We start from the raw sequence: 22,813 nt of genomic DNA on the forward strand, positions 1-22,813 counted from the left end.
CGTACTGAGCGAAGGGCCCCTCCGGTCGATCCAGTCGACCGAAGGGGCCCTTCGTTCACTCGGGGACCGGCACCGACGAGCCGGCGAGGGGCACCCCTCGCCGGCTCTGTTGCGCGAGGGGGCCCCTCGCTCGGAACCGGCGCGCGGCTCAGTACGTGGGCAGCGAGGTGTCGACCTGCTGCGCCCAGCCGGTGACGCCGCCACCGACGTGGACCGCGTTCGAGAACCCGGCGCCGTGCAGCGCCGAGAGCGCCTCGGCGGAGCGCACGCCCGACTTGCAGTAGAGGATCGTCTGGCGGTCCTGCGGGATCTCCGAGAACGCCTCGCCCGAGAGGATCTTGTCCTTCGGGATGAGCTTGGCACCCGGGATGCGGACGATCTCCCACTCGTGCGGCTCGCGGACGTCGATCAGCTCGAACTTGTCGCCCGCGTCGATCTTCTCCTTGAGCTCCACCGCGGTGATGGTGTGCCCGGCCGCGGCCGACTGGGCCTCGTCGGAGACGGTGCCGCAGAAGGCCTCGTAGTCGATGAGCTCGGTGACCTCGGTGGCGTTCGGGTCGCGACGGATCTTGACCTCGCGGTACTCCATGTCGAGGGCGTCGTAGACCTTGAGCCGGCCCAGCAGCGGGTCGCCGATGCCGCAGATCAGCTTGATGGCCTCGGTGACCATGATCGAGCCGATCGAGGCGCACAGCACGCCCAGCACGCCGCCCTCGGCGCACGACGGGACCATGCCCGGCGGCGGGGGCTCGGGGTAGAGGTGCCGGTAGTTCAGGCCCTGGCCGTTCGGGGCGTCCTCCCAGAACACCGAGACCTGGCCCTCGAACCGGAAGATCGAGCCCCACACGTAGGGCTTGCCCAGCAGCACGGCCGCGTCGTTGACGAGGTAGCGCGTGGCGAAGTTGTCGGTGCCGTCGAGGATGAGGTCGTAGTCGCGGAAGATGTCCAGCGCGTTCGACGAGTCCAGCGGCGTCTCGTGCAGGTTGACCGTGACGAACGGGTTGATCTCGGCGACCGACTCCTTGGCCGACTGCGCCTTCGACTTCCCGATGTCGGACTGGCCGTGGATGACCTGGCGCTGCAGGTTCGACTCGTCGACGACGTCGAAGTCGACGATGCCGAGGGTGCCGACGCCGGCGGCGGCCAGGTAGAGCAGCGCCGGGCTGCCGAGGCCACCCGCGCCGACGACGAGCACCTTCGCGTTCTTCAGACGCTTCTGCCCGTCGACACCGACGTCGGGGATGATCAGGTGGCGGCTGTAGCGGGCGACCTCGTCCTTGGTCAGCTCCGCGGCCGGCTCCACCAGGGGCGGCAGGGATGCCATGACGGCACTCAACTCCCTATCGGTTGCATTCGTCGGGTCCTCACGACGGTCAACCGCCGCGCGCCCCGCCATGTTCCCCGCCGATCGGCGAGGCGTCAGCCCGCGGGCGTGACGGCGCCCTGTGGGTACGGCCACGCGTTGGGGCGGCAGACCTTCCCGTCGCGCGGGATCTGGGTGCCCTGCGGGTTCTCCTCGGTGAGCTGCGCGAGGTAGTCGTTCGCGGTCCCGAAGCTCTGCTGCATCATGATCGGCGCCAGCCCGCCGGTCTCGGGGCAGGGCACGTGCGGGTTGTCGAAGACGTGCCCGACCTCGTGGTTGATGGCGTACTGGCGGTACAGGCCGAGCTGGCCCTCGAACGCCGCGGCGCCGCGCACCCAGCGCGACCCGTTGATGAGCACGCGGCCGATGTCGGACTTCCAGCACGACGCCTCGTAGCGCAGCGAGTAGCCGCACAGCCCGCGGATGGTCATCTGGGCCGACAGGCTGACGCGGAAGTCGGGCACGCCGGCGTCGATGCGCCGCACCGCGATCTGCCCCGACCCGACCCAGCTGCGCGGGTCGGTCAGGGTCGCGTCGACGGCGGTGGCGTAGGCCTGCTCGCCCTCGGGGACGACGATGCCGTCCTCGACCTCGACCGTGTAGGTGTAGACGCGGCCGGTGCCGGCCTGCGGCGTCGTGCCCGGGACGACGTGCCAGGTGCCGTTGCCGGTCACCGGGAACGCGCCGCCCGCGGGCAGTTCCGCGGACGGGATGTCGACGTTCTGCCCGGCGCCGCGCGGCGCCTCGGTGACCACCGGCGTGGGACTCGCCGCGGTCGGGGGCGCGAGCAGCGGCGACGCCGACCCCGCGTCACCGTCGGGCGACACCGCCTCGACGACGGCCAGCACCGTGAGCACCACGAGCGCGGGGATCACCCACGTGCGCCAGGAGCGCAGCACCGACGAGCCGCCGCCGCGCCCGCCGTCGGACGGGCGGCCCCACCCCGGTCCGGGCGCGCCGCGTCCCCGCTGGTCACGCCCGCGGGCCCGGCCCGACGACCGGGGCCGGTCGCGCACCGCCGTCGACGAACCGGGACGTCCGGGACGATTCGCCCGGCCCTCGCCGCCCGCCGGGGAGGCGTCGGTCGAGGAGTCGGCCGGGGCCTCCTCCCCATCGGCGCGCCTGGCCGGCCGGGTCACACGGGAACTGTCCCACACGCGCCCGTTCGGGCGACGCCCAGCGGCAGGCGGGGCCGCCGCTGCCGCCGGGCCACCTCGTCCGTCGCGGACGGGCGCACCGGCTCCCCCGCGGCCGGCCACGACCCGTCGGCCGCGGCGTCGAGGAGACCCAGCACGGCGCGCGCGACGGTCTGCGGGCGCTCGATCTGCGCGACGTGCCCGACGTCCGGCAGGCGCAGCAGCCGCCCGGCGGGCAGGGCGGCCGCGGTGCGGGCCGCGCGGTACACGCCGACGAGGCGGTCGACCTCGCCCCACACGACCAGCGTCGGGGCGGTGATGCGCGCGGCGGCCGCCCACAGCGAGCGCGGAGACGGCGTGAGCCAGGTGCCCACCAGCCCGAGGAACGAGTGGTGCAGCGCCTCGGGCGCCCAGGCGAGCCCGGCGCGCTCCTCGGCCTCCTGCGCGGCCATGGCGAAGGCGCGTTCGCCGACGCGGCGCGGGTCGGCGTGGCAGAGCGCCATCGTGCGCGCGAGGCGCTCGCGCGGCGTGCAGGCGGCCTGCTCGGCCCGGGCGCCGGCCCCGAGCCAGGGCAGCAGGGCCAGCGCCGCCCGCCGGCCACCCAGGCGCGAGGGCAGCGGGCGCAGGTCGGGCATGGCGGGGCTGACGAGGGTGAGCGTGCGCACCAGGTCCGGGCGCGCCGCCGCCGCGAGCAGCGACACCGCCCCGCCCAGCGAGTTGCCGAGCAGGTGCACCGGGCCGGTACCGCCGCGCGCGAGGTCGTCGAGGTAGGCGGTGAGCGTCGCGGCGTGGGCCGCGGGCCGGTAGTCGCCCGAGGCCGGCGGCGGTGTGCGCCCGAAGCCGGGCAGGTCCACCGCGAGCCCGCGGCAGCGCCCGGAGAGCGCGCCGGCGAGCTCGGTCCAGTTGTTCGACGAGCCGCCCAGGCCGTGGACGTAGACGGCCGTCTCGCCCGCGGGCCCCGGCGTCTCGCGCACGTGCAGGGTCGTGTCGCCGACCGTCACCTCGCGGCCCGGCCAGTACGGCGTCGGGTCGGCGGCGGTGCCCGTCGGCCCCAGAGCCGTGACGGGGGCCAGCGGGGGCTCGGGGGTGCCCGCCGGGGAGGTGGCGCCGCGGCGTCCGGACCGCGACGGGCCGGTGGACGGCGCGGGGCGGCGGACGATCATGCCGACCATCATGCGATGTCGGGCGGGTGACGTCACGGTGACCTGCGCCTGAACACGCGTCGCGGCCCCGTCCACCGGGCAGGTCGGGCGTGGCGCGACCCGCGCGGACGTCACCCGATGGGTAGGGTCGGGCGTTCGGGGCGGTCGAGACCGGTGCCGCCCGGGCGAGCAGGACTTTGGGGGCCGCGGGGATGAACGGGCAGGCGCGGCTTCCGGACCGCCCCGGAGTGGCCGCGGGTCGGCCGCGCATGACCCGCTCGGCGCGCCGGGCGCAGCTGCTCGAGGCCGCGCGCGAGGTGTTCGGGTCGCGCGGCTACCACGCCGCCGCCATGGACGAGATCGCCGAGCGGGCGGGCGTCAGCAAGCCGGTGCTCTACCAGCACTTCCCCGGCAAGCTCGACCTCTACCGCGCGCTCGTGCAGGGCGCCGCGGACGACATGGTGCGCACGGTGCGCGCGGCGATCCGCTCGACCACCGACAACAAGGCGCGCGTGCAGGCCACCATCCAGGCCTACTTCGACGTCGTGTCGTCCCGCGACGGCGCCATGCGCCTCGTGTTCGAGACCGACACGCGCGCGACGCCGGAGATCGCCGGGCTCGTCGACCGCGCCACCTCGGACTGCATCGACGCCGTCACCGAGGCGGTCACCACCGACGCGGGGCTCGAGCCCGAGCGGGCCCGGCTGCTCGCGGTGGGCCTGGTGGGCCTGTCCACGACGGCCGCGCGCTACTGGCTCGACGCCGGCCTGCAGCCCCCGCGCGAGGACGCGATCACGCTGATGTCCCAGCTCGCGTGGCGCGGCATCGGCGGGTTCCCTCGCCAGGAGGGATAGCCGCCGGGAGGGGTGGGCGCCGGAGCGGGCGATCCCGCCCCGGCGCCCGATCTCTCCCTAGCTCCCGACCCCGAAGCCCACGCGGCGGCCCTCCTGGGGCGCGATCTCCACGTAGGCGATGCGGGCGGCGGGGATGACGTACCGGCGGCCCTTGTCGTCGGAGAGCACGAGCGTGCCGCCGCTCGAGGCCAGCGCCTCGTCGACGAGCCCCTGCACCTCGTCCGGCGACTGGTCGCTCGCGACCACCAGCTCGCGTGGGCTCTCCGCCACGCCGATCTTGACCTCCACGCGTTCCTCCGCTCGGCCCGGTGCCTGTGCCCGCGCGAGGCTAGTCCACCGGGCGGCGCAGGGTCGGGCTCACAGCCCGAGTGCGGCCAGCCGCTTGGTGTGCCGCGACTTCAGGGCCTTGAACACCGTCGAGCGCGACGTGCCGCCGAGCAGCGCGGACGCGGCCTGCGGGTGGGCGTCGAGCACCTCGGCGGCCGCGGCCAGGGTCTCGCCCAGCAGCCGCCGGCCCCACATCGCGAGGCGCCCGCGGGTCTGCTCGTCGGCCGCGACCTCGCGCACGGCGCGCTCGGCGAACGCGTCGAACCCGCTCTCCCCGCTCGCCTCCCGGCCCGCGTCCGGGCCGCGCAGCAGGTCGGCGCCGGGCCCGTCGGTGGTGGCGCCCGTCGCGGCCACCAGATCGACCGCCAGGGTGCGCCCGACGTAGGCGCCGACGAGCGCCTCGCCCCAGTCCCGCGACGCCGTGCGGGCCGCGAAGGAGTCGAGCACGGGCGCGAACGGCGCCATCGACGTGACGAGGTCCACACCGTGGGTCTCGAGGTGCGCCCGGATGCGCTCGACGTGGGCCATCTCGACCGCGGCGAGCGCGGCCATCTCCGCGCGGCCGGTGAGGTCGGGGGCGAGCGCGGCGTCGGCGGCGAGCCTGGTGAAGGCGGTCAGGGCGCCGTAGGCCACGGCTCCGAGCAGGTCGACGGCCCCCGGACCGGGGTCCCGCGCGGGGTCGGGGGCGGGGTCCGGAGCGGCCGTCGAGGGGGTGGCGGCGGGGCGGCCGTGATCGTGCTCGGTCACGGGCCATCACCCTAGGGCCCGCCGGGGGGACCCGGCGGTGACGCGGCGGTCCCGGGCCGACCGGTACCATGGCGACGTCCCGCGGTGGCATGCACCGTCGCCGACCGTCCCGGTCGCCGTCGTGCGCCGCGAGACGCACCCGAGCGTGCGGGCGCCTCTGCCGGCTCTCCCGCGTCCGGTGACGTGGGGCCCGGCTCCGACGAGGGAGCGGGCACCGTCGCCGATACCCCGGACGTGGTCGAGCAAGCCAGCAAGCCTCGCGCGCGAGACGCGAGAGAGGCAGACCCCTGACCACCATCACTCCCGACAACCCCACCGACGAGGAACCGGTCGCCGAGCCGCTCAAGGCCGGTGCTCCCGTCACCGAGGACTCCCCCACCTTCGCCGAGCTCGGCGTCGACCCCGCGATCGTCAGCGCGCTGGCGAAGGCCGGCATCGAGCGCACCTTCGCGATCCAGGAGCTGACGCTGCCGCTGGCGCTCGCCGGCGAGGACGTCATCGGCCAGGCCCGCACGGGCACCGGCAAGACCCTGGGCTTCGGCGTCCCGCTCCTGCAGCGGCTGGGCACGCCGAGCGACGGCATGCCCAAGGCGCTCGTCGTCGTCCCGACCCGCGAGCTGTGCGTGCAGGTCGCCAAGGACATCGAGGGCGCGTCCGCCAACCTCGGCACCCGCGTCGTCTCGATCTACGGCGGCCGCCCCTACGAGGGCCAGATCGCGGCGCTGCAGCGCGGCGTCGACTTCGTGGTCGGCACGCCCGGCCGGCTGCTCGACCTGGCCCAGCAGGGCCACCTCGTGCTCGCCAAGGTCGGCGGTCTCGTGCTCGACGAGGCCGACGAGATGCTCGACCTGGGCTTCCTGCCCGACGTCGAGCGCATCCTCGGCATGCTGCCCGAGCGCCGCCAGACGATGCTGTTCTCGGCCACGATGCCGGGGCCGATCATCACGCTGGCCCGCACGTTCCTCACGCAGCCGACGCACATCCGCGCCGAGCAGGTCGACGCCAGCGCGATCGGCGAGAAGACCGCCCAGTTCGTCTACCGGGCCCACGCGCTCGACAAGGTCGAGCTGCTGGCCCGCACCCTGCAGGCCACCGACCGCGGCCCGACGATGGTGTTCACCCGCACCAAGCGCACCGCGAGCAAGGTCTCCGAGGAGCTCGCCGAGCGCGGCTTCGCCGTCGGCGCCGTCCACGGCGACCTCGGCCAGGGCGCCCGCGAGCACGCGCTGCGGGCGTTCCGCGAGGGCCGCATCGACGTGCTGGTCTGCACCGACGTGGCCGCCCGCGGCATCGACGTCACCGGCGTCACCCACGTCGTCAACTACCAGTGCCCGGACGACGCCAAGACCTACATCCACCGCATCGGCCGCACCGGCCGCGCGGGCCTCACCGGCATCGCGGTGACGCTCGTCGACTGGGACGACCTCCCGAAGTGGAAGATGATCTCCGACGACCTGGGGCTCGGTGCGCCGGAGCCGCCGGAGACCTACTCCAGCTCGCCGCACCTCTTCGCCGACCTCGGCATCCCCGAGGGCGCCACCGGCCGCGTCGCCCGCCGGCGCCGGCCGGCCGAGGAGGAGGCCGAGGACGGCCCGAAGCGCGAGACGGCCGACCGGGGCCGCTCGCGCGGCGGCCGCTCCCGCAACGGCCGCGGCGCCGACGCCGCCGACTCCCCCGACGAGACGGCCGCGGACGAGGGCGAGAGCCCCCGGCGCAAGCGCAGCTCGCGCTCGCGGACCCGCCGCCGGGGCGGCGAGGTCGTGTCCGGGCCGGAGTCCGGGGCCGAGACCGAGGAGAGCACCGCCGAGGGCGCCGAGAGCGCCGAGCGCCACGAGGAGGCGTCCGGCGAGGGCACTGAGGGCACCGAGGGCGAGGGCGGCCGGCGCCGCCGTCGCCGCCGCGGGGGCCGCGGGTCCGGCGCGTCGCGCGGGTCGGACGGTGCCGAGACGCCGACCGCCGACCTCGCGCAGGCCACGACGGCGCCCGCCGAGTAGCACCGCCGCCGGTGAGCTCACCGACCTCGGCACGACCGTCCCCCGGGTCCGCGGATCCGGGGGACGGCGGGCCGCCCCGGCGCCGCCTGCCGCGCCCCGAGCGCCGCAGCCGCGGCGACCTCGTGGCCATCGCCATGCTCGCGGTGGCCGCGGTGGTCGGCACCCTGCTCGTCCTCGCCTCCGGGGACGCGCAGGACACCGAGCTGCAGTCCGACGGCCCGCCGCTGCAGCCGGGCCCCGACGGGCCGGTGCCCACGGCGCTCACCGAGGCCTGGCGGGCCGAGAGCCCGTCCACCCCGGCGCCGCTGGCGGTCGGGCCGGCCGTGGTCACCGCCGGGCCGGACGGGGTCGTCGGCCACGACCCGGTGACCGGCCGGGAGGCCTGGCGCTACGCGCGCCCCGAGGCCCCGTGCACCGTCGGCACCGGCTTCGGCGACGTGCTCGCCGTGTACCGCACGCAGGGCCCGCTGGGCACCTGGTGCTCCGACGTCGCCGCCCTCGAGCCCGACACCGGCGCGCGCGGCCCGTCGCGCAACGCCGACCTGCGCGAGGGCACGCGCCTGCTCGCCGACCGCGACCACGTCACGGGCACCGGCGCCGACCACGTCGAGACGTGGCGCTCGGACCTCGTGCTCACCACCGAGGTCGGCCGCGTCCCGACGCCCGTGCAGCCGCCCGACGCCCAGCCGCGCGCGGAGTGCACCAACGGGTCGATCGCCGTCGGCGGCGGCACGATCGGCATGATCCAGCGCTGCCCGGGCGACGACTCCGACCGCCTCACCGTCCTCGACGCCGACCCGCAGAGCTCGGAGAAGCCCGAGGAGCGCTCGAGCACACTGCTCGGCGTGCGCGGCGCCCGGCTCGTCGCCCTGACCGACCAGCGCGCCGCCTGGGCCGCGCCGGACGGGACGCTGCACGTCGTCGGCACCTCGGCCGACGCCGAGACGCTCGTGCCCGAGACGGTGTTCCCGCTCGGCCCCGCGGCCGGCCCCACCACCGACCCGCCCGACCTCGCGGCCACGGTCCGCCCCGTCGGGCCGGTGCTGCTGTGGTGGACCGGCACGGCCACCGTCGGGCTCGACGCCGGCGACCTGCGGCCGCGCTGGACGCTGCCGGGCACGCTCGGCGCCGGTGCCGCGTGGCCCGGGAGCGCCCCGGCCGCCGTCGCCCTCGTGCCGGTGCCCGACGGCCTCGCCGTGCTCGACGCGGCCACCGGCACCCCCCGCGGCCCGACCGTCCCCGTGCGCCGCGACCTCGCCCCGGGCAGCCCGGTGGCCGTCGCCGCGACGGGCACGACGCTCGTGGAGCTGCGCGGCGCGACGGTGGTCGCGCTCCGGCCGCCGGGCTGACCCCGGATACGGCAGACTGACCGAGGTGGGCCGCCCCGAGACCCCCGGCACCGCCGGACCCGCCGCCGCACCCGGCAGCGGGTCGGCCGACGGCGCCGACCTGCGGCCCCCCGACGCCACCCCGGCCGCCCTGACGGTCGGCCCCGGCGAGGCCCAGCGCCACCCCCACGCCGCCCGCCCCGTCGTCGTCGCGTCGTCCCTCGGGCCGCTCGCGGGCCTGCGCGCCGACCCCGACGAGTCGGCCTCGGTGGGCGGGCCGCCCGCCACGGCGCTCCTGCTGCCCGGCTACTCCGGCTCGAAGGAGGACTTCGCGCCGCTGATCGACCCGATCGCGGCCGCGGGCATCGGGGTGCTGGCGATCGACCTGCCGGGCCAGTACGAGTCGCCGGGGCCCGACGCCGAGCACGAGTACCGCCCGTCGGCGCTCGGCCCGGTGATCGCCGGGGTGGTCGCCGACGAGGCGGCGGCCGGGCGGCGGGTGCTGCTGCTCGGGCACTCGTACGGCGGTCTCGTCGCCCGGGCGGCCGTGCTGGCCGGGGCGCCCGTGCGGGGGCTGACGCTGATGGACTCGGGGCCCGGCGAGCTGCCGATGGGCCGGCGCCGCAGCGACCTCGACGTGGTCGAGCCCGTGCTGCGCCGCCGCGGCATCGACGAGGTCATCGCCCTGCGCGACGCGTCGGGCCAGTGGTCGTCGACCCACCCGCATGTCGTCGACCTGCTGCGCGACCGGTTGCGGCGCTCCGCCGTGGCGGGCCTGCTCGGGATGGGCGACGCGCTGCGCTCCGAGGACGACCGCACCGCCGAGCTCGTCGCCGCGGTGCGGGCGCGGCGGGTGCCGTGCCTGGTCGTGTGCGGCACCGACGACGACGCCTGGCCGGTGAGCATGCAGCGCACGATGGCCGACCGGCTCGAGGCCGAGTTCGCCGCGGTGCCCCACGCCGCGCACGCCCCGAACGTCGAGAACCCCTCGGCGCTGCTCGACGTCCTCGTCCCGACGTGGCGCACGTGGCTGCGCGACGACATCCTCGGGTGAGTGAGCCTCCCTCCCGACCCCGCTGACGGGTACTTCGGTCCGGGCAGCACGACCTGGCGCGTGCTCGCCGACCCGGCCGCCGGTGTCGGCGGGGTGTCGGCGCTGTTCCTGCAGGCCCTGCACCCGCTCGCGATGGCGGGGGTCTCGGAGCACTCGGACTTCGACACCGCCTTCTGGCCGCGCCTGCAGCGCACCGCCGAGTACGTCATGACGGTGACCTACGCCGACCGCGGGCGCGTCGACGCCGCCGCCGCGCGCGTGCGCCGGGCCCACGAGTTCGTTCGGGGCACCGACCCCGTCACCGGGCGCCGGTACGCCGCGGGCGACGAGGAGCTCCTGCGCTGGGTGCACGTCACCGAGGTCAGCTCGTTCCTCGGGGCGGTGCGCCGCGCCGGGGCGCCGATCAGCGACGCCGAGGCCGACGACTTCTACCGCGAGCAGGTCGTCGCGGCCCGGCTGCTCGGCGCCGGCGACGTCCCGGCCAGCCGCGCGGAGGTCGCCGACTACGTCGCCGACGTGCGCCGCGACCTGCGCGCCTCACCGGTCAGCCGCGCCGCCGTGGTGCGCCTGCTCGTGCCCCCGATGTCGCTGCGCACCACCCTGACCACCCCGGCCCGCCCGGCGTGGACGGCGGTCGCCGCGCTGGGCTTCGCGCTGCAGCCGCGGTGGGCGCGCCGGATGCACGGCGTCCCGGCCCTGCCGACCACCGACCTCGGCGCCACCCTGACCCTGCGCGCCCTGCGCACGGCCGTCCTCGCCCTGCCCGAGCACTGGCGCCACGGCCCGATCGCCCGCGAGGCCCTCGCCCGCGAGCGCACCGGGGCGTCCTGAGCCCCGATCTGTTGCAGCGAACGTGGCGTTCGCTGCTTCTAGGCGCGCGAAGTCCCCGTTCGCGCGACGGTCACGCCCACCAGACGGTCGCGAGCACGAGGAACAGGATCACCGGCACCGACGCCGCGGCGGCGACGGCCAGCACGGGCGACGTGCGGCGGTGGGCGGCGACCGCGGTGGCGGCGACCGCCGCGGCGGCGCCGACCAGGTGCCCGGCGACGGTGTCCAGGCCCGGTCCCGGCCCGCCGAGGAACCACGGCGCCACGATCACGACCACCGCGAGCACCACGAGCCCGCCCGCGAGCACCCGGGCCAGGGCGACGAGGCGGCGCCGGGTGCCGGCGAGGCGCCCGGGCGGGCGCGGCGAGGCCACCGCGAACCCGCCGGGCGGGGTCGGGCGTCCGGCGCCGCGTGAACGCTGCCGGCGCGTCGCGGCGCGGGGCACCCCGGCGGGCGAGGTCCAGCGCTCGGGCGAGACCCACGAGCCGGTCGACGTCACGCCCGGCACGTCGCCGCGGGGCGGGGTCGGCGCGTCGTGGGGCGCCCAGGACCGCGGCGGGGTCGGGCCGCCGGCGTCGTGGTGATCGGGGTCGGGCCGCGCGGTCACGGCGCGAGCCCCGCCCAGGCCGGGTCGGCCGGCGCGGCGGCGCGGCCCTCGGGGCAGTGGCGCCGCACGTCGCAGGCGCCGCAGCGGGGTCCGGGAGCGGGCGGGAAGAGGTCCTCGGCGCGCCGCGGGTCCTCCTCCAGCGCGTCGGCGGCCGCGCCGAGGGCGACGGCACCGGCCTCGGCACGCTCGCGGTGCCCGGCCAGGCCCGCGTCGTCGTGGTCGGCGGCGGCGACCGTGGCGCTGGGCAGGTGGTGCAGCTCGACCCGGTGGCACGGGCGCCGCAGGGTGCGCCGGGCCGCGAGCACGTAGAGCGCGAGCGCGGGCGAGCGGCGCGCGTCGTCGGCGTCGGGGACGTGGCGCCCGGTCTTGTAGTCGACGACGACCACCTCGCCGTCGCGCTGGTCGAGCCGGTCGGCGCGGCCCTCGGCGACCATGGCGCCGACCGGCGCGGACAGCCACCGCTCCAGGCCCACGACCTCGCCCATCGGCTCCGGCGCCCCGTCCACGCCGTGGCGCTCGACGTAGTCGGCGACCCAGGTCCGGGCGCGCTCCCGGTACTCCGCGACCTGGGCATCGTCGCGGAACCCCTCCGACGACCAGTGGCGGTCGACCTCGGCGGCGGCGCGCGCGGCGCTGCGCCGGGCGGGGGGCTCGCCGTACACGGCGTGCAGCGCGTTGTGCACCACCGCGCCGAGCGTGCTCGCCGCCCGCGGACCGCCCCGCGGCAGCGCCGGCCGCTCGAGGTAGGTCAGGCGGTACCGGCGCCGGCAGTCCTGCCAGGTGGCGAGACGCGACGGGGTCACGCGGACCAGGCGGGCGGGCATGCCGTCCAGACCCAGCTGCATGCTCATCACCCCCAGCCTAGGTGGCGCGGGGGTCTCAGCCCGCGAGCACCTCGACGCCCGTCGCCCGCTCCACGATCTTGTCGAGCTCCGCCGCCGCGGTCCGTTCCACCGCGATGCCCGTCGCCTTGTTCGCCCCGTGGTAGTCGCTCGAGCCGGTGACCAGCAGGCCGGTCTCCGCGGCCAGCGCGCGCAGCGCCGCGCGGTCCTCGGGGGCGTGGTCGGGGTGGTCGACCTCGACGCCGTCGAGCCCGGCCGCGGCGAGCTCGCGGATCACCGACGCGTCGACGCACGGGCCCCGCCGCCGCGCGAAGGCGTGCGCGAACACCGCCACCCCGCCGGCGTCGTGGATCATCGCGATGGCCCTCGCGATCGGGGTGTTGTCCTTCTCGACGTAGTACGGGCCGTCCTTGCGCAGGATGTGCTCGAACGCCTCCGACACCGAACCCACGGCACCGAGCTCCACGAGCGCCCGCCCAATGTGCGGCCGGCCGGCCGGCGAGTCGGGGGCGAGGCGGGCGAGCAGGGAGTCGCCGGTGATGTCCGGGAAGTCGGCGGTCATGCGGTCGCCCATGTCCTGCACCCGCCGGCGGCGCGCGCCCCGCACCCGCTCCTGCTCGGCGACGATCGCCGGATGGGCGGGGTCGAAGAGGTAGCCCAGCAGGTGCGCGGTGACCGTGCGGCCGTGCCCGTCGTCGCTCTCGGTCGAGAACTCCGCCCCGCGCACGAGCCGCATGCCGGTCGGCAGTGCGCCGGCCGCGGCGTCCCACCCGGCGGTCGTGTCGTGGTCGGTCAGCGCGAGCACGGTGACGCCGGCGGCCGCCGCCGTCGCCACGAGCTCGCCGGGGGTCTCGGTGCCGTCGGAGACCGACGAGTGGGTGTGGAGGTCGATCGTCACCGGTGGATCGTCACCGACGGCGGGCCCGCGCGCCGCCGAAGCCCGACCCCGGCAGCGTGTAGGAGCGGGTCTGGCGCTTGTCGCCGAACACCAGCTCGGAGATGGCCTCGTAGACCTCTTCGGGGTCGGGGAGGAAGTCGATGCGGTTGAGAGCCTGGATCTGGCCCGCCGACTCGATGACCATCGTCCCGTAGCCGAGCATGCGGCCGTTGAGGGTGCGCTCGAACGTCAGGTCGGTGACCTTCGTCAACGGCATCATGCCGACCTGGTGGGTGAAGATCCCCTTGGTCAGCATCACGCGCTTGTCGGTGACGACGACCTTCTCGACCCACCACTCGCTGACCTTGTAGCTGGTCTTGAGCAGCACGAGCAGCGCGCCGTACCAGAACAGGTTGTCCAGCACGACGTTCTGCGGCAGGTAGGCCGCCCCGAGCGCGAGCAGCACGAACAGGATGACGGCCTGCAGCACCTCGCTGACGATGACCGCCCAGTGGCGCCGGAAGCGGATCACCCGCCGCTCGGTGGGCAGGACGTACTCGTCGACCTCGCGGGGTGCCAGCACGTCGGGCCTCCGGACCTAGAACAGCGCGCGGATGAATTCCACCACCGATGCTGCCGCATCGCCCAGGATCGTGAGGATGCTCAGCACCAGATCGGCCGAAGCCTGGGGTTGCGAGATGACGAAGAAGAGCGCGAACGCGACGCCCGCGATGATGCCGATCTTCTTCGCGTTCACCAGGTGTCCCTCGCGGTGGTCGTCGCCGTGTCGTGATCAGTATGGGTCGTCCGGGCCGCGACGGGCAGCGGGCGACCCGGGTGATACTAGTGTGATCTCGTGTGACGATGGGTGACCCCGGTGCGCGTGGCGGCGCGTCGCCCGACACGTCCGGGGACATCCCCTGCGTCGGGGGGATCGTCACCGATCCGCGGGGCCGCCTGCTGCTGATCCGCCGCGCGCACGACCCCGAGGCCGGCCGCTGGTCGCTGCCCGGCGGCCGGGTCGAGCCGGGCGAGTCCGCCCGCGACGCGACGGCCCGCGAGGTCGCCGAGGAGACCGGGCTCGCCGTCGTCGTCGGCGAGGAGGTCGGGCACGTGCGCCGGCCCGCGCCGGACGGGCGCACGTTCGCGATCCACGACTTCCGCTGCCGGCTGCCCGACGGGTGCGACCCCGACACGGTCCTGCGGGCCGGTGACGACGCCGCCGACGCCCGGTGGGTCGACGGCGCCGCCTACGCCGCGCTCGACGCGGAGGGCGCGCTGGTCAGCGGCCTGACCGCCGCCCTCCGCGGCTGGGACTGTCTGCCCGGTCAGTCGCGCTGAGGCACGGGGCGACGGGGCTGCTCGGCGGCGATGGCCTCGTCGGTGCCCTCGGACGCCGGGCGCTTGGGCACCATCACCTTGCGGCGGTAGATGCAGACGACGACGCCGTCCTGGTTGTAGCCGATCGTCTCGACCTGCACGACGCCGCGGTCGTTCTTCGACGACGACTCCTTCTTGTCGAGCACCGTCGACTCGCCGTAGATCGTGTCGCCGTGGAACACCGGCTTGACGTGACGCAGCGACTCGACCTCGAGGTTCGCGATCGCCTTGCCCGACACGTCGGCGACCGACATCCCGAGCAGCAGCGAGTACACGTAGTTGCCGACGACGACGTTGCGGCCCTGCTGCGTGCCCTCGGCGTAGTGGGAGTCGAGGTGCAGCGGGTGATGGTTCATCGTGATCAGGCAGAAGAGGTGGTCGTCGTACTCGGTGACCGTCTTGCCCGGCCAGTGCTTGTACGTCGCGCCGACCTCGAACTCCTCGAAGTACCGACCGAACTGCACGGATCCGCCTCCTGAACGTCTGTGGTCGTGCGGGTGCCGATCCAGGTGACGTCGTGCCCGGGACCGACAGCTCCGGCGAAGGTCGCTAGGATGGCCGATCGGCGAAGGTCGTGTCGCGCGAGGTGAGGGAGGTGAGACGTGGACGACTCCTATCGCAGGGCCGCTGCCCTGCCCCCGAGTACGGGCCGCGTCCCCTCCCCGGTGACGCCCGGGCGCTGAGCGCCGCGGGGTGGTCCGGGAGGGACGCGGTGGCCGCAGTGCCCGCCCCCGTCACTCCGTCCGGTCCCCGGAGGTCCCCATGCCTGCCCTGCCCACGCTGCGCAACGCCGGAGCCCGCGTGATCCGCCCCGGGCGCCCGCGCACGCCGGACCCGCGGGTCCCCCACGTCCCGCTGGCCGCGTTCGTCGTCGACTGCGCCGTCTACGTGGACGGCAAGCGCCTCGACGGCCGCTGGACCCACCGCGAGGCCATCGCCGAGGTACGCCGGCGCGAGGAGGGCTTCGTGTGGATCGGGCTGCACGAGCCCGACGCCGAGCAGATCCAGGACATCGCCGAGGTGTTCGGGCTGCACCCGCTGGCGGTCGAGGACGCCGTGCACGCCCACCAGCGCCCGAAGATCGAGCGCTACGACGACATGCTCTTCTCGGTGTTCAAGACCATGCGGTACGTCGCGCACGCGTCGCCGACCACCGCTAACGAGATCGTCGAGTCCGGCGAGCTGATGGTGTTCCTCGGCGAGGACTTCGTGGTGACCGTGCGCCACGGCCAGCACTCGGGCCTGCGCCGCGTGCGCCACATGCTCGAGGCCGACCCCGAGCACCTCGCGCAGGGCCCGGCGGTCGTGCTGCACGCCGTCGCCGACCACATCGTCGACGCCTACCTCGACGTCTCCCAGGGCGTGGAGGGCGACATCGACACGATGGAGACCGAGGTCTTCGCGCCCTACAGCGAGGTCGGCGCCGAGCAGATCTACCTGATGAAGCGCGAGGTCCTCGAGCTCCGCCGCGCGATCACCCCGCTGGTCCAGCCCATACGACGGCTGACCGAGGGCTACTCGCCGCTCGTGCCCTCGGAGGTCCGCAGCTACTTCCGCGACGTCGACGACCACCTCGCGACGGTGGCCGAGCGCGTCGCCTCGTTCGACGAGCTGCTCACGACGCTCGTCGACGCGGTGCTGGCCAAGATCACGCTGCGCCAGAACAACGACATGCGCAAGATCACCGCGTACGCGGCCCTGCTCGCCGTGCCGACCATGCTCGCCGGCATCTACGGCATGAACTTCGACTTCATGCCCGAGCTGCACTGGGAGTTCGGCTACCCGGCGGTGATCCTCGTGATCCTGACGATCTGCACGGTGCTCTGGCGGACGTTCCGTAAGAACCGCTGGCTCTGAGCGTGATCGCCCTCGCCGGCGTGTCGCGCCGGCGAGGATGCGGCGATCCTGGCGTCACACGCCAGCAACGCCGCATCGCTCGCACCGGGATCAGCCGTCGGTGCCCATCGCGAGCTTGCCGAGCATGTCGCGGGCCTTCTCGGCGTTGCGGGGCTGGCACAGGACGTCGTAGCGCCCGGCCACGAGCTGGCTCTGCGAGGTGAAGTCGCGGCGGCCGCGCGAGGCCCCGTACGTGATCGCTCCGGAGACGACGCCGAACACGATGCCGATGACGAGGCCGGTGAGGATCGCGCCGAGCCCGCCGATGCCGCCCGCGGGCGAGAGCAGCGAGAGCACGAGGCCCACGAACAGGCCCAGCCAGGCGCCGGACGCGGCGCCGGTGGCCAGGACGCGGCCCCAGGTCAGGCGGCCGATGACCCGCTCGACGAGCATGAGGTCGACGCCGACGATGGTGACGTCGGCGACGGGGAACTCGTTGTCGGCGAGGTGGTCGACGGCGCGCTGGGCCTCCTCGTACTTGGCGTAGGAGCCCACCGGCCAGCCCGACGGCGGCTCGGGGAGGTTCGGCAGCCCCGGCTGGGCGCCCGGGCGGTTCCCGGTGAACGGCGCAGTCACGACGATCCCTCGCTGTCCTCTCGACGATCTCGTCCTGTCCAACGGCGAACCCCGCCCGGGAGTGCCCGGGCGGGGTGCCGGTGTGACGGAGCAGTGTGACGGAGGACGGTACCGCTGATCAGCGCAGCTTGTAGTCCTTCAGCAGCCCGCGGCTGATGATCGTCTTCTGGATCTCCGAGGTGCCCTCGCCGATGAGCAGGAACGGGGCCTCGCGCATGAGGCGCTCGATCTCGTACTCCTTCGAGTAGCCGTAGCCGCCGTGGATGCGGAACGACTCCTCGGTGACCTCCTTGCAGTACTCGGAGGCGATCATCTTGGCCATGCCGGCCTCGACGTCGTTGCGCTCGCCGCGGTCCTTGAGACGGGCCGCGTTGACCATCATGTGGTGCGCCGCCTCGACCTTCGTGGCCATCTCGGCGAGCTTGAACGAGATCGCCTGGTGCTGCGCGATCGGCTTGCCGAACGTGGAGCGCTGCTGGGCGTACTCGATGCCGAGCTCGAAGGCGCGGATCGCGATGCCGCAGGCGCGGGCGGCGACGTTGACGCGGCCGACCTCGACGCCGTCCATCATCTGCGCGAAGCCCTTGCCGGGCGCGTGGCCGAGGACCTGCGACTGCGGGATGCGGAAGCCGTCGAACACCATCTCGGTGGTGTCGACGCCCTTGTAGCCCATCTTGTCGATCTTGCCGGGGATGCTGAGGCCGTCGGCGACCTTGCCGAAGCCCCGCTCCTTGTCGACCAGGATCGTCGTCAGGTTCTGGTAGGGCTTCTCGGCGCCCTCGTCGGTCTTGACCAGCACCGCCGACAGGTTCGACGACCCGCCGTTGGTCAGCCACATCTTGGCGCCGTTGACGACGTAGTCGTCGCCGTCGGCCTTGGCGCTGGTCTTGATGGCGGCGACGTCGGAGCCGAGGTCGGGCTCGGACATCGAGAACGACCCGGTGATCTCGCCGGTCGCCATCTTCGGCAGGTAGTGCGCCTTCTGCTCCGGGGTGCCGTGCTGGCGCAGCATGTAGGCGACGATGAAGTGGGTGTTGATGACGCCCGAGACGCTCATCCACCCCCGGGCGATCTGCTCGACGACCAGCGCGTAGGTCAGCAGCGACTCGCCCAGACCGTCGAACTCCTCGGGGATCATGAGCCCGAACAGGCCCATCTCCTTCATCCCGTCGACGATGTCCTGCGGGTAGACGTCGTCGTGCTCGAGCTGCTGCGCGTGCGGGATGATCTCCTTGTCCACGAAGTCGCGGACCGTGGACAGGATCTCCTGCTGCACATCGGTCAGGCCGGCGGTCTGGGCGAGGCGTGCCATGCGTGGTGCTCCTGCTGTCTAGAAGTTACCGACGAGTATCGGGTCAGCTCTCCGGCGGCGTCCAGCGCTCGCCGCGGCTCATGCCCGCCGCGCGGCCCTTGCCGGCGATGACCAGCGCCATCTTGCGCGAGGCCTCGTCGATCATCTCGTCGCCGAGCATCGCGGAGCCCTTGGCGCCGCCGGCCTCCGAGGTGAACCACTCGTAGGCGTCGAGGATGTTCTCGGCGTGGTCGTAGTCCTCCTGCGACGGCGAGAACGTCTCGTTCGCGGCGTCGATCTGGCCGGGGTGCAGCACCCACTTGCCGTCGTAGCCCAGCGCCGCCGCCCGGTTCGCCACGCGGCGGAAGCCGTCGACGTCGCGGATCTGCAGGTAGGGGCCGTCGATGGCCTGCAGGTCGTTGGCCCGCGCGGCCATGAGGATCTGCATGAGGATGTAGTGGTAGGCGTCGCCCTCGGTGTAGCCGGGGGGCTGCTCGCCGACGACCAGCGACTTCATGTTGATCGAGGCCATGAAGTCGGCGGGGCCGAAGACGATGGTCTCCAGACGCGGGCTCGACTCGGCGATCGCGACGACGTTGTTGAGCCCGCGCGCGTTCTCGATCTGCGCCTCGATGCCGATGCGCCCGACCTCGAGCCCCATCGTCTTCTCGATCTGCGTGAGCAGGAAGTCCAGGGCGTGGACCTGCTCGGGCGTCTGCACCTTGGGCAGCATGATCGCGTCGAGGTTGGCCCCGGCGCCCTCGACGACCTCGGTGACGTCGCGGTAGGTCCACTCGGTGGTCCAGTCGTTGACGCGCACGACGCGCGTCTTGCCCTCCCAGCCGCCCTCGTTGAGGGCCGCCACGATCGTCTTGCGGGCCTCGGGCTTCACCAGCGGTGCGCAGGCGTCCTCGAGGTCCAGGAAGATCTGGTCGGCGGGCAGGGTCCGGGCCTTGTCGATGAACTTCTGGCTCGACCCGGGCACCGCCAGACACGACCGGCGGGGGCGGTTCTCCACACTCACGAGTAGCTGACCTCCATTTGCACGTGACCGGCGGCCGATGCTGGCACGGGTCTCCGCGCCTCATCGGCCGAGGTGGCGACCCTCTCAGAGGTGACTCGATCCAGCTCGACCGGCGACGGGAGCTAGCCTGCTGGCGTGACTACCGCCATGGCCAGGGTGTTCGTGGCCCGCATGGTCGGGCTGCCCGTCCTCGGGCCGGACGGCGAGCGGATCGGGCGCGTGCGCGACGCGGTGTGCGCGGTGTCGGTCGGCCCGCGGCCGCCCCGCGTCCTCGGCCTGGTCGTGACCGTGGGCTCGCGGCGGCGCATCTTCGTGCCGATGCTGCGGGTCACGGCGATCGACGCCGCCGCGGTGACGCTCGCGACCGGGCAGGTCAACCTGCGGGCGTTCGCCCAGCGCCCCAACGAGGTGCTCGTCGTCGGCGAGATGCTCGACGCACGGGTCCGCGTCGTCGACCACGACACCGATGCCCAGGTGGTCGACGTGCTCATGGAGCACCAGCGCAGCCGCGACTGGCTGGTGACGCGCCTGGCGGTGCGCGAGCTCGTCGGGCGCCTCGGCCGGCGGGGCCCGATCCAGGTGCTGCCGTGGGCGGCGATCTCCGGGCTCTCGCTCGACGAGACCGGGCAGGGCACCGAGCAGCTGCTGTCCACCTTCGAGGACATGCGCCCCGCCGACATCGCGCACGCGCTGATGGACCTTCCCCAGCGCCGCCGCCACGACGTCGCCGACGGGCTGGGCGACGACCGCCTGGCCGACGTGCTCGAGGAGCTCCCGTCCTCGGAGCAGCAGGACCTTCTGCGCCACCTCACCACCGAGCGCGCCGCCGACGTGCTCGAGGAGATGGACCCCGACGACGCCGCCGACCTGCTCGCCGACCTCCCCGGGGCCGAGTCCGAGGAGCTCCTCGGCCTCATGGAGCCCGAGGAGTCCGAGCCGGTCCGGCGCCTGCTGTCGTACTCGTCGAACACCGCGGGCGGGCTCATGACGCCCGAGCCGATCGTGCTCCAGCCCGGCGCGACGATCGCCGAGGCGCTCGCCCACGTCCGCAACCCCGACATCACCCCGGCCCTGGCCTCGATGGTGTTCGTGTGCCGGCCGCCGACGGCCACCCCGACCGGGCGCTACCTGGGCTGCGTGCACTCCCAGCGGCTGCTGCGCGAGGCTCCCTCGGACCTCGTCGCGGGCGTCCTGGACTCCGAGCTCACCCGCATGGGGCCGGACGCGACGCTCGCCGAGGTCACGCGCTACTTCGCGACCTACAACCTCGTCTGCGGCCCGGTGATCGACGACGGCGGGCACCTGGTCGGGGCGGTCACCGTCGACGACGTCCTCGACCACCTGCTGCCCGAGGACTGGCGCTCGCAGCCGGACCCCGAACCCGCGCCCCGGCCCGAACGGCCCGCCCCGCCCGCGTCCCTCCCGGGGGCGGGCCGTGCCTGAGGCCAGCGCGCGGCGGCGCCTCGACCAGCCCGCCGGCACCCGCCGCCTGCGTCTGACGGTCGACACCGAGTGGTTCGCGCGCGTCGCCGAGAGCCTCGCGCGCTTCCTCGGCACGGGCACGTTCCTGCTGTGGCAGTCGGTGATCGTCGTCACCTGGATCACGCTCAACGTCTTCGCGCTCAGCCTGCAGTGGGACCCGTACCCGTTCATCCTGCTCAACCTGGCCTTCTCCACCCAGGCCGCCTACGCGGCGCCGCTGATCCTGCTCGCGCAGAACCGCCAGGACGACCGCGACCGCGTGTCCCTCGAGGAGGACCGCTCCCGCGCGGGCCGGCTCTCCGCCGAGACCGAGTACCTCGCCCGGGAGCTGGCGTCGATGCGCCTGCAGCTCGGCGAGGTCGTCACCCGCGACTACCTGCGCGGCGAGCTCGACCAGGTCCGCGGGGTGCGCGACGGCACCCGGGACGCCGAGGGCCGCACCGACAAGGCCCTGGAGAAGGCCGTCGCGCGGGCCGTCGACCGGGCCGTCGACCGGGCCGTGGCCCGCAACCTCGAGCAGGCCCTGGCCCGGGCGCTCGACCAGGCGGGACACAACGCCGCGACCGACGGCGACCGGCACCGCAACGGGCACTGAGCCGGCGGGCCGCGCACGCCGCGTGAAGGGCGTGTGACCAGGGGGTGACGGGGGACGCTCCGCGTGCCCGGCGCAGCGCCGGAGGCGGCACGTAGCATGGGTGTCAGTCGACGGGACCCACGATCCGTGGGAGGCACCCGTCCCCGGTCCCGGCGCGGGGGCACCACACTCCCCGGGACCGACCTACGCCGAGTCCGAGAAGGGTCCGATGGCCGCAGCACCATCCGTCGACGCGATCCGGTCCGCCCTGGCCGGCGTCGAGGATCCCGAGATCCACAAGCCCATCACCGAGCTGGGGATGGTCAAGGACATCAACGTCCTCGACCACGGCAAGGTCGAGGTGGCCGTCTACCTCACCGTCGCCGGCTGCCCGATGAAGGACACCATCACCCAGCGGGTGACCACCGCGGTGTCCGCGGTCTCCGGCGTCACGGCCGTGTCGGTCGAGCTCGACGTCATGAACGACGAGCAGCGCCGCGAGCTGCGCAAGACGGTCCGCGGCGACTCCGACGAGCCCGTCATCCCGTTCGCCCAGCCCGGCTCGATGACCCGCGTCTACGCGGTCGCGTCCGGCAAGGGCGGGGTCGGCAAGTCGTCGGTGACGGTCAACCTCGCCGCCGCGATGGCCGACAAGGGCCTGTCGGTCGGCGTGGTCGACGCCGACATCTACGGCCACTCGGTGCCGCGGATGCTCGGCACCGACGAGAAGCCGACCAAGGTCGACGACATGATCATGCCGCCGCAGAGCCACGGCGTGAAGCTGATCTCGATCGGCATGTTCACCCCGGGCAACACCCCCGTGGTCTGGCGCGGCCCGATGCTGCACCGCGCCCTCCAGCAGTTCCTCGCCGACGTGTTCTGGGGCGACCTCGACATCCTGCTGCTCGACCTGCCCCCGGGCACCGGCGACATCGCCATCTCGGTGGCGCAGCTGATCCCGAACGCCGAGCTGCTCGTGGTCACCACCCCCCAGCAGGCCGCCTCCGAGGTCGCCGAGCGCGCCGGCGCGATCTCCCTGCAGACCCGCCAGCGCCTGGCCGGGGTCATCGAGAACATGTCCTGGATGGACATGCCCGACGGCTCCCGCATGGACCTCTTCGGCTCCGGGGGCGGGCAGATCGTCGCCGACTCGCTGGCCAAGTCCGTCGGCGGCAACGTCCCGCTGCTGGGGCAGATCCCGATCGACACCCGCCTGCGCGAGGGCGGCGACGCCGGGATGCCGCTGGTGCTCAGCGAGCCCGAGTCCTCGGCGGGCGCGGCCCTGCGCGCGGTCGCCGAGAAGCTCTCGGTGCGCTCCCGCGGCCTCGCGGGCATGTCGCTGAACATCTCGCCGGCCGGGCGCTAGTGTCCTGAGTCGGAAGTTCGGCAGCGGTTGTTAGGTTCGAGGTATGGCTCGTGGACCTGCGCCGGTGGCGATCGTGCTCTCCGAGGACGAACGGGAGCAGTTGGAGTCCTGGGCGCGGCGGC

Annotated in this window: 24 protein-coding genes; 10 read left to right on the plus strand and 14 right to left on the minus strand. The window is 74.5% G+C overall.

All coding sequences use genetic code 11. The features are described 5' to 3' along the window. Positions 1 to 148: 148 nt before the first annotated feature. From moeZ to ACFPK1_RS29010, 3 genes are all read right to left on the minus strand, one after another. Entirely contained in the window at positions 149 to 1,324 is a 1,176-nt protein-coding gene (moeZ, locus tag ACFPK1_RS29000) for an adenylyltransferase/sulfurtransferase MoeZ (RefSeq protein WP_378024418.1), read from the minus strand. Between the two features lie 95 nt (positions 1,325 to 1,419). Then, on the minus strand, positions 1,420 to 2,502 hold the full coding sequence (locus ACFPK1_RS29005; RefSeq protein WP_378024419.1) for a DUF3152 domain-containing protein: 1,083 nt from the start codon (positions 2,500 to 2,502) through the stop codon (positions 1,420 to 1,422). Further along, positions 2,499 to 3,662 carry an alpha/beta fold hydrolase gene (locus tag ACFPK1_RS29010; RefSeq protein WP_378024420.1) on the minus strand — a complete coding sequence of 388 codons (1,164 nt, stop codon included), beginning with the start codon at positions 3,660 to 3,662 and terminating at the stop codon, positions 2,499 to 2,501. The genes ACFPK1_RS29005 and ACFPK1_RS29010 overlap by 4 nt, the downstream gene beginning before the upstream one ends. Positions 3,663 to 3,910: 248 nt before the next feature. Here ACFPK1_RS29010 and ACFPK1_RS29015 point away from each other — a divergent pair, with 248 nt between their 5' ends. Next, on the plus strand, positions 3,911 to 4,495 hold the full coding sequence (locus ACFPK1_RS29015; protein ID WP_378024421.1) for a TetR/AcrR family transcriptional regulator: 585 nt from the start codon (positions 3,911 to 3,913) through the stop codon (positions 4,493 to 4,495). Positions 4,496 to 4,552: 57 nt separating this feature from the next. Here ACFPK1_RS29015 and ACFPK1_RS29020 read toward each other — a convergent pair whose 3' ends face one another. Together ACFPK1_RS29020 and ACFPK1_RS29025 are read right to left on the minus strand one after the other, a co-directional pair. Further along, the gene (locus tag ACFPK1_RS29020; protein WP_378024422.1) at positions 4,553 to 4,783 is read right to left on the minus strand and encodes a DUF3107 domain-containing protein; all 231 of its coding nucleotides are present in this window, start codon (positions 4,781 to 4,783) and stop codon (positions 4,553 to 4,555) included. A gap of 69 nt (positions 4,784 to 4,852) precedes the next feature. Further along, a complete protein-coding gene (locus tag ACFPK1_RS29025; protein ID WP_378024423.1) occupies positions 4,853 to 5,569 on the minus strand; it encodes a ferritin-like fold-containing protein in 717 nt (238 codons plus the stop codon). 287 nt (positions 5,570 to 5,856) lie between these two features. Here ACFPK1_RS29025 and ACFPK1_RS29030 point away from each other — a divergent pair, with 287 nt between their 5' ends. From ACFPK1_RS29030 to ACFPK1_RS29045, 4 genes are read left to right on the plus strand one after another with little or no spacing between them, the layout of a single operon-like run. Continuing rightward, positions 5,857 to 7,563 (plus strand): DEAD/DEAH box helicase, encoded by a 1,707-nt coding sequence (locus ACFPK1_RS29030; protein WP_378024443.1) that lies wholly within the window; start codon positions 5,857 to 5,859, stop codon positions 7,561 to 7,563. 11 nt (positions 7,564 to 7,574) lie between these two features. Next, positions 7,575 to 8,912, plus strand: a complete 1,338-nt coding sequence (locus tag ACFPK1_RS29035; RefSeq protein WP_378024424.1) for an Rv3212 family protein — start codon at positions 7,575 to 7,577, stop codon at positions 8,910 to 8,912. 25 nt (positions 8,913 to 8,937) lie between these two features. Continuing rightward, positions 8,938 to 9,945 carry an alpha/beta fold hydrolase gene (locus tag ACFPK1_RS29040; protein WP_378024425.1) on the plus strand — a complete coding sequence of 336 codons (1,008 nt, stop codon included), beginning with the start codon at positions 8,938 to 8,940 and terminating at the stop codon, positions 9,943 to 9,945. Beyond that, positions 9,946 to 10,776 carry an oxygenase MpaB family protein gene (locus ACFPK1_RS29045; protein WP_378024426.1) on the plus strand — a complete coding sequence of 277 codons (831 nt, stop codon included), beginning with the start codon at positions 9,946 to 9,948 and terminating at the stop codon, positions 10,774 to 10,776. Positions 10,777 to 10,846: 70 nt separating this feature from the next. Here ACFPK1_RS29045 and ACFPK1_RS29050 read toward each other — a convergent pair whose 3' ends face one another. The 5 genes from ACFPK1_RS29050 to ACFPK1_RS29070 are packed head-to-tail and all read right to left on the minus strand — an operon-like array spanning position 10,847 to position 13,859. Continuing rightward, on the minus strand, positions 10,847 to 11,383 hold the full coding sequence (locus ACFPK1_RS29050) for a hypothetical protein (protein WP_378024427.1): 537 nt from the start codon (positions 11,381 to 11,383) through the stop codon (positions 10,847 to 10,849). Next, the gene (locus tag ACFPK1_RS29055; protein WP_378024428.1) at positions 11,380 to 12,234 is read right to left on the minus strand and encodes a RecB family exonuclease; all 855 of its coding nucleotides are present in this window, start codon (positions 12,232 to 12,234) and stop codon (positions 11,380 to 11,382) included. The genes ACFPK1_RS29050 and ACFPK1_RS29055 overlap by 4 nt, the downstream gene beginning before the upstream one ends. A gap of 28 nt (positions 12,235 to 12,262) precedes the next feature. After that, positions 12,263 to 13,123, minus strand: coding sequence for a PHP domain-containing protein (locus ACFPK1_RS29060; RefSeq protein WP_378024429.1), 861 nt, complete (start codon positions 13,121 to 13,123; stop codon positions 12,263 to 12,265). A gap of 10 nt (positions 13,124 to 13,133) precedes the next feature. Continuing rightward, positions 13,134 to 13,685 carry a PH domain-containing protein gene (locus ACFPK1_RS29065; protein ID WP_378024430.1) on the minus strand — a complete coding sequence of 184 codons (552 nt, stop codon included), beginning with the start codon at positions 13,683 to 13,685 and terminating at the stop codon, positions 13,134 to 13,136. Positions 13,686 to 13,700: 15 nt separating this feature from the next. Beyond that, entirely contained in the window at positions 13,701 to 13,859 is a 159-nt protein-coding gene (locus ACFPK1_RS29070) for a hypothetical protein (RefSeq protein ID WP_378024431.1), read from the minus strand. A gap of 107 nt (positions 13,860 to 13,966) precedes the next feature. Between ACFPK1_RS29070 and ACFPK1_RS29075 the strand changes: the two genes are divergently transcribed. Beyond that, the gene (locus tag ACFPK1_RS29075; RefSeq protein ID WP_378024432.1) at positions 13,967 to 14,443 is read left to right on the plus strand and encodes an NUDIX domain-containing protein; all 477 of its coding nucleotides are present in this window, start codon (positions 13,967 to 13,969) and stop codon (positions 14,441 to 14,443) included. Here ACFPK1_RS29075 and ACFPK1_RS29080 read toward each other — a convergent pair. Further along, positions 14,431 to 14,946: a MaoC family dehydratase gene (locus tag ACFPK1_RS29080; protein ID WP_378024433.1), complete on the minus strand. Its 516-nt coding sequence runs from the start codon at positions 14,944 to 14,946 to the stop codon at positions 14,431 to 14,433. The genes ACFPK1_RS29075 and ACFPK1_RS29080 overlap by 13 nt on opposite strands. Before the next feature lie 298 nt (positions 14,947 to 15,244). Here ACFPK1_RS29080 and corA point away from each other — a divergent pair, with 298 nt between their 5' ends. Further along, entirely contained in the window at positions 15,245 to 16,339 is a 1,095-nt protein-coding gene (corA, locus tag ACFPK1_RS29085; protein ID WP_378024434.1) for a magnesium/cobalt transporter CorA, read from the plus strand. Between the two features lie 90 nt (positions 16,340 to 16,429). On the opposite strand, the gene ACFPK1_RS29090 is transcribed toward corA, so the two are convergent. The 3 genes from ACFPK1_RS29090 to ACFPK1_RS29100 form a co-directional block, all read right to left on the minus strand. Continuing rightward, positions 16,430 to 16,960, minus strand: a complete 531-nt coding sequence (locus ACFPK1_RS29090) for a YflT domain-containing protein (RefSeq protein WP_378024444.1) — start codon at positions 16,958 to 16,960, stop codon at positions 16,430 to 16,432. Between the two features lie 112 nt (positions 16,961 to 17,072). Further along, entirely contained in the window at positions 17,073 to 18,266 is a 1,194-nt protein-coding gene (locus tag ACFPK1_RS29095) for an acyl-CoA dehydrogenase family protein (RefSeq protein WP_378024435.1), read from the minus strand. A 43-nt stretch (positions 18,267 to 18,309) separates the two neighbouring features. Further along, positions 18,310 to 19,269, minus strand: a complete 960-nt coding sequence (locus ACFPK1_RS29100) for an HpcH/HpaI aldolase/citrate lyase family protein (RefSeq protein ID WP_274279873.1) — start codon at positions 19,267 to 19,269, stop codon at positions 18,310 to 18,312. Between the two features lie 147 nt (positions 19,270 to 19,416). Here ACFPK1_RS29100 and ACFPK1_RS29105 point away from each other — a divergent pair, with 147 nt between their 5' ends. The 3 genes from ACFPK1_RS29105 (at position 19,417) to ACFPK1_RS29115 (ending at position 22,691) form a co-directional block, all read left to right on the plus strand. After that, positions 19,417 to 20,712 carry a magnesium transporter MgtE N-terminal domain-containing protein gene (locus ACFPK1_RS29105; protein WP_378024445.1) on the plus strand — a complete coding sequence of 432 codons (1,296 nt, stop codon included), beginning with the start codon at positions 19,417 to 19,419 and terminating at the stop codon, positions 20,710 to 20,712. Continuing rightward, positions 20,705 to 21,346 (plus strand): DUF1003 domain-containing protein, encoded by a 642-nt coding sequence (locus tag ACFPK1_RS29110; RefSeq protein WP_378024436.1) that lies wholly within the window; start codon positions 20,705 to 20,707, stop codon positions 21,344 to 21,346. Before ACFPK1_RS29105 ends, ACFPK1_RS29110 begins: the two co-directional genes overlap by 8 nt. A gap of 208 nt (positions 21,347 to 21,554) precedes the next feature. After that, positions 21,555 to 22,691 carry an Mrp/NBP35 family ATP-binding protein gene (locus tag ACFPK1_RS29115; protein WP_378024437.1) on the plus strand — a complete coding sequence of 379 codons (1,137 nt, stop codon included), beginning with the start codon at positions 21,555 to 21,557 and terminating at the stop codon, positions 22,689 to 22,691. Positions 22,692 to 22,813 lie beyond the last annotated feature (122 nt).

Source organism: Actinomycetospora rhizophila (genome assembly GCF_042657905.1).
Taxonomy (GTDB): Bacteria; Actinomycetota; Actinomycetes; order Mycobacteriales; family Pseudonocardiaceae; genus Actinomycetospora; species Actinomycetospora rhizophila.

Coding starts and splice junctions, on each gene's coding strand:
- moeZ (WP_378024418.1), bottom strand. CDS start 1,324: ATGGCATCCCTGCCGCCCCTGGTGGAGCCGGCCGCGGAGCTGACCAAG.
- ACFPK1_RS29010 (WP_378024420.1), bottom strand. CDS start 3,662: ATGATCGTCCGCCGCCCCGCGCCGTCCACCGGCCCGTCGCGGTCCGGA.
- ACFPK1_RS29015 (WP_378024421.1), top strand. CDS start 3,911: ATGACCCGCTCGGCGCGCCGGGCGCAGCTGCTCGAGGCCGCGCGCGAG.
- ACFPK1_RS29055 (WP_378024428.1), bottom strand. CDS start 12,234: ATGAGCATGCAGCTGGGTCTGGACGGCATGCCCGCCCGCCTGGTCCGC.
- ACFPK1_RS29075 (WP_378024432.1), top strand. CDS start 13,967: ATGGGTGACCCCGGTGCGCGTGGCGGCGCGTCGCCCGACACGTCCGGG.
- corA (WP_378024434.1), top strand. CDS start 15,245: ATGCCTGCCCTGCCCACGCTGCGCAACGCCGGAGCCCGCGTGATCCGC.
- ACFPK1_RS29095 (WP_378024435.1), bottom strand. CDS start 18,266: ATGGCACGCCTCGCCCAGACCGCCGGCCTGACCGATGTGCAGCAGGAG.
- ACFPK1_RS29105 (WP_378024445.1), top strand. CDS start 19,417: ATGGCCAGGGTGTTCGTGGCCCGCATGGTCGGGCTGCCCGTCCTCGGG.
- ACFPK1_RS29115 (WP_378024437.1), top strand. CDS start 21,555: ATGGCCGCAGCACCATCCGTCGACGCGATCCGGTCCGCCCTGGCCGGC.